This window comes from Hydrogenimonas sp., assembly GCF_029933015.1.
Lineage (GTDB): Bacteria > Campylobacterota > Campylobacteria > Campylobacterales > Hydrogenimonadaceae > Hydrogenimonas.
Genome location: NZ_JAOZOZ010000127.1, coordinates 1 through 4718 on the forward strand (window position 1 = coordinate 1; position 4718 = coordinate 4718).

Consider the following 4718-nt stretch of genomic DNA (forward strand, 5'->3'; position numbering starts at 1 on the left):
GAAACACTTCGCCCAGCTGCACCTTGATGTCGATGTAGCTGTACCACTGCGGTCCCGACGCCTCGCCGAAGCGCTCCGCCAGATGCGCGATATAGGTGAACGAACGATCGTCCTTGACGTTTTGGCGCAGAAGCCGGTTTTGCTGCAGGTCGGTGAAGAGCTCGGCCGAGCTTCTGAAAAGGACCGACCCGTCGAAGACGCGCTTGTACCACTCCCACTCGCGGTTGGGGGAGTAGTGGGCCCGGAAGTAGTTGCGCAGCCAGTTGCGGTATTTGAGGTCGCGGGCCTTTTCGATGTCGGCCATCTCGTAGTAGGGGCGATAGCCGAAAAAGAGCTCGTCGGCCCCGTCGCCGCTGAGGAGTACCTTGATCCCCTCTTTTCGAATATTTTTCGATAGAAACCACAGCGGCACGGCGGCCGGGTCGCCCAGGGGCTCGTCCAGACGGGCCGCCAGGGCGTCGGCGCACTCCAGAAACTCCTCCATGCCCATCTCGAAGGCGTGGTGGTCGCTGCCGATATGCTCCGCCACCCTCTCGGCGTAGCGCCGTTCGTCGTATTTCTCGTGTCCTTCGTAGCCCACGGTGAAGGTGGGCAGGGGCTTTCGCAGACGTTTCTGCGCCATCGCCGCCACCAGCGAGCTGTCGACGCCGCCGCTGAGCAGCGCCCCCAGCGGCGCATCGCTCACCAGGCGGTACGCTACGCTCTCCTCGATCAGAGATGCCACTTCCGCCGTCTCCATGCGCCTGTCCGAGGGATCCACCGCCGCGATATCATCGACCGACGTTTCGATCTCCCCGTTTTTGAGGCGCAGGTAGCCTCCGGGCTCCAGCTGCCGGATCTGCGGATAGAAGGTTTCGGGCGAGATGAAAGACTGAAAGGAGAGGTAGGAGGTGATCCGCTCCCGCGACCATTGGATCTCGGGAAACATCGCCAGAATCGCCCCGATTTCGGAGGCGAAGACGAAACTCTCGCCCATCCGTGCGTAGTAGAGCGGCTTTTTCCCGAAAGGATCGCGGAAAAGGTGCAGCGTCCCCTCCCGCCACAGGGCCATGGCGTACATCCCCCGCAGATGCCGGGGCGTCTCTCTCCCCCATTTCAGAAAGGCCCGCGCCGCCACCTCCGTGTCGCTGCCGGTGGCGAACGCACCGCCCAGCTCCTTTCGAAGCTCCCGGTAGTTGTAGATCTCGCCGTTGAGCAGGATCGTCGTGTCGCCCACCCGCATCGGCTGGTCGGCCTCCGGCAGCGGATCGATGACGCTCAGACGGTGATGCCCCAGAAAAAAGCCGTCCCCCGCCAGAACTCCCGAAGCGTCCGGCCCCCGATGGGCCAGCAGCGAAAAAGCCCTGCGGGCTCTCTCTTCGTCATAAGGCCCCACAATCCCGAAAATGGCGCACATAGATCCATCCTCTTTCCAAAAATGCCCCGATTATATCAAACCCCATCCCCCACTTACTCCAAACTATCAACTATAAACCATCCACCATCCACCGCGCCGAAGGCGCACCCCATTCCCGATTTCCGTTTCCCGATTTCCGCTTTCCGATTCCCGTTCCCCGCGCCAAAGGCGCCCCCCGTTCACTGTTCACGCTTCACCATTCCCCGCGGCACCGCCGCTCCCATCCTAATCTGTTTAAAAGCGTAATTTAACTAAAATCCACCAAATTACGATCTAATAACAATGTAACAGATTCCAAAAGGCAGACAAATACATGACAAACATCATTCTCTGCGGCGGTAGCGGCACGCGGCTTTGGCCCATCAGCCGGAAACTGATGCCCAAGCAGTTCATCAAACTTTTCGGTGACCGTTCCCTTTTTCAGATGACGGTAGAGCGCAATGCGCCTCTTTGCCGTTCCCAGTTCATCGTCTCCAACGAAGACCAGTACTTTCTCGCCGTCGACCAGATCGAAGAGCTCGAAACAGATGCGAAACGGCCCCATCGGCACTCCACCTTTCTTCTGGAACCCGTGGGCAGAAACACCGCACCCGCCATCGCCCTGGCCTGCTTCGCCATCGACGAGGACCAGGTGGTGCTGGTCACTCCCAGCGACCATCTCGTCAAAGACCAGGCCGCCTACGAAAAGGTGCTCCGGCGCGCCAAAACCCTCGCAGAAGCGGACCGTCTGGTCACTTTCGGCATCCGGCCCGACCGGCCCGAAATCGGATACGGCTATATCGAAGCCGACGGCGAAGATGTCGCGGCCTTTCACGAAAAACCGGACGCCGAGACGGCACAGCGCTATGTGGAGAGCGGCAGATTCTACTGGAACAGCGGCATGTTCTGCTTCAAAGCGGGCGTCTATCTGGAGGAGCTTCGCACCCATGCGCCGGAGATTTTCGAAGCGGCCCAGAAAGCCTACGAACGCGCGAAAACCAACGGCATGATCCGCATCGGCCTCGACGATATGGAAAACATCCCCGAAGAGAGCATCGACTACGCCGTCATGGAAAAGAGCCGAAACGTCAAAGTGGTCCCGGCCGACATCGGATGGAACGACGTGGGCAGCTTCGACGCCCTGGACGAGGAGTACCCCAAAGACGAAAACGGCAACACGGCCGTCGACAACCTCATAGCCATCGACAGCCGCGACAATCTCATCGTAGCGGACGGGCGTACCATCGCGACGATCGAGGTGGAAGGCCTCTACATCGTCGACACCCCCGACGCCCTGCTCATCGGCAAAAAAGGAACCTCCCAGAAGATCAAGGAGGTCGTCGCCAGACTCAAAAAGAGCCAGAGCGAACTGCCCAACATCCACCTCACCGTCCACCGCCCCTGGGGGACCTACACGGTGCTCGAAGACAGCGAACGCTACAAGATCAAAAAGATCATGGTCAAGCCCGGTAAGCGCCTCAGCCTCCAGAAGCACTACCACCGCAACGAGCACTGGATCGTCGTCAGCGGCACGGCGCTGGTGCGCGTCGGCGACGACGAGAGGATCGTCCGGGCCAACGAATCGACCTACATCCCGATGGGCGAGCTGCACCGCCTCGAAAATCCGGGAAAGATTCCTCTTATCCTGATCGAGGCCCAGGTGGGCGAGTATACGGGCGAAGACGACATCGTCCGCGTCGACGACGATTTCGACCGCTGCTGAGCCATGAGCGCGAAAAGACTCCCCGACGACATTTTCCGATGCATCGTCGAAAACACGCCGCTGGTTTCGGTGGACCTGATCCTGATGCGCGAGGGGCGCGTGCTGCTGGGCAGGCGGCGAAACCCTCCGGCGAAAGGGTACTGGTTCACCCTGGGCGGCCGGGTATTCAAAAACGAGCGCATCCGTGACGCCATAGATCGCATCATGCTCGATGAAACCGGCGGCGGATTTGCAGGAGAACCCACCTTTGTCGGCGTTTTCGAGCACCTCTACGACGACGGCATCTACGACGGCGTCTCGACCCACTACCTCAATCTCGCCTACCGCATCGGGGTCGAAACCCTGAGCGGTCTGCCGAGAGACCAGCACGACGACTACCGCTGGTTCAGAGTCGAAGAGCTGCTCGAAAGTGCCGAAGTGCACCCATATGTCAAAGACTATTTCACAAAAGAGAAAGGAACCATTCCACAATGAACAACGAAAACAGAAAAGTAGCACTGATTACCGGTATCACAGGCCAGGACGGAAGCTACCTCGCGGAGTTTCTGCTGAAAAAAGGGTACATCGTCCACGGCATCAAACGCCGCGCCTCCCTCTTCAACACCGACCGGATCGACCATCTCTACCAGGATCCCCATGTCGAAAACCGCCACTTCATCCTCCACTACGGCGACATGACCGACAGTATGAACCTCACCCGCATCATCCAGGAGGTGCAGCCCGACGAGATCTACAACCTCGCCGCCATGAGCCACGTGGCCGTCAGCTTCGAAACTCCCGAATACACGGCCAACGCCGACGGCATCGGCACCCTGCGCATCCTCGAGGCGGTCCGCCTCCTGGGGCTGGAGAAAAAGACCAAAATCTACCAGGCCTCCACTTCCGAGCTCTACGGCAAGGTGCAGGAGATCCCCCAGACTGAAAAGACCCCTTTCTATCCCCGCAGCCCATACGCCGTGGCCAAGATGTACGCCTTCTGGATCACCGTCAACTACCGGGAAGCCTACGACATGTTCGCCTGCAACGGCATCCTCTTCAACCACGAATCCCCTGTCCGCGGCGAAACCTTCGTCACCCGCAAGATCACCCGCGCCGCCTCGAAAATCGCCCTGGGACTCCAGGATAAACTCTACCTGGGCAACCTCGACGCCAAACGCGACTGGGGCCACGCCAAAGACTACGTCCGCATGATGTGGATGATCCTCCAGGCCGACACCCCCGAAGACTGGGTCATCGCCACGGGCCAGACCACCAGCGTCCGCGACTTCGTCCGCATGGCCTTCGGCTATGCCGGCATCGAACTGGCCTTCAAAGGCACGGGAGTGGATGAAGTGGGCTTTATCGCCGGCATCGACGAAAAGCGTATGAAAGAGCTTGACCTCGATCCTTCGCACCTGACGGAAGGCAAAGAGATCGTCGCCGTCGACCCCCGCTACTTCCGCCCCACCGAAGTCGACCTGCTCATCGGCGACGCCACCAAAGCCAAAGAGAAACTGGGCTGGGTCCCAGAGTACTCCCTCGAAGAGCTGATCCACGACATGATGGAAAGCGACCTGAAACTGATGAAAAAGGACGAATACCTCAAAGAGGGCGGGTATACGATCATGAACTACTTCGAGT

Annotated in this window: 4 protein-coding genes; 3 read left to right on the top strand and 1 reads right to left on the bottom strand. The window is 59.5% G+C overall.

The window, feature by feature from the left end; all coding sequences use genetic code 11:
- Positions 1 to 1396 (bottom strand): asparagine synthase (glutamine-hydrolyzing) (gene asnB, locus Q1K23_RS07845; protein ID WP_300363603.1); only part of this gene is annotated, 1396 nt, incomplete at its 3' end.
- A gap of 313 nt (positions 1397 to 1709) precedes the next feature.
- Here asnB and Q1K23_RS07850 point away from each other — a divergent pair.
- The 3 genes from Q1K23_RS07850 to gmd all read left to right on the top strand — a co-directional run.
- Complete coding sequence (locus Q1K23_RS07850) at positions 1710 to 3098, top strand: mannose-1-phosphate guanylyltransferase/mannose-6-phosphate isomerase (protein ID WP_300363604.1); 1389 nt, start codon at positions 1710 to 1712, stop codon at positions 3096 to 3098.
- 3 nt (positions 3099 to 3101) lie between these two features.
- Entirely contained in the window at positions 3102 to 3572 is a 471-nt protein-coding gene (locus Q1K23_RS07855) for an NUDIX domain-containing protein (protein WP_300363605.1), read from the top strand.
- Positions 3569 to 4718: GDP-mannose 4,6-dehydratase (gene gmd / locus Q1K23_RS07860; protein ID WP_300363607.1), on the top strand; the 1150-nt coding region annotated here is incomplete at its 3' end. The genes Q1K23_RS07855 and gmd, both read left to right, overlap by 4 nt.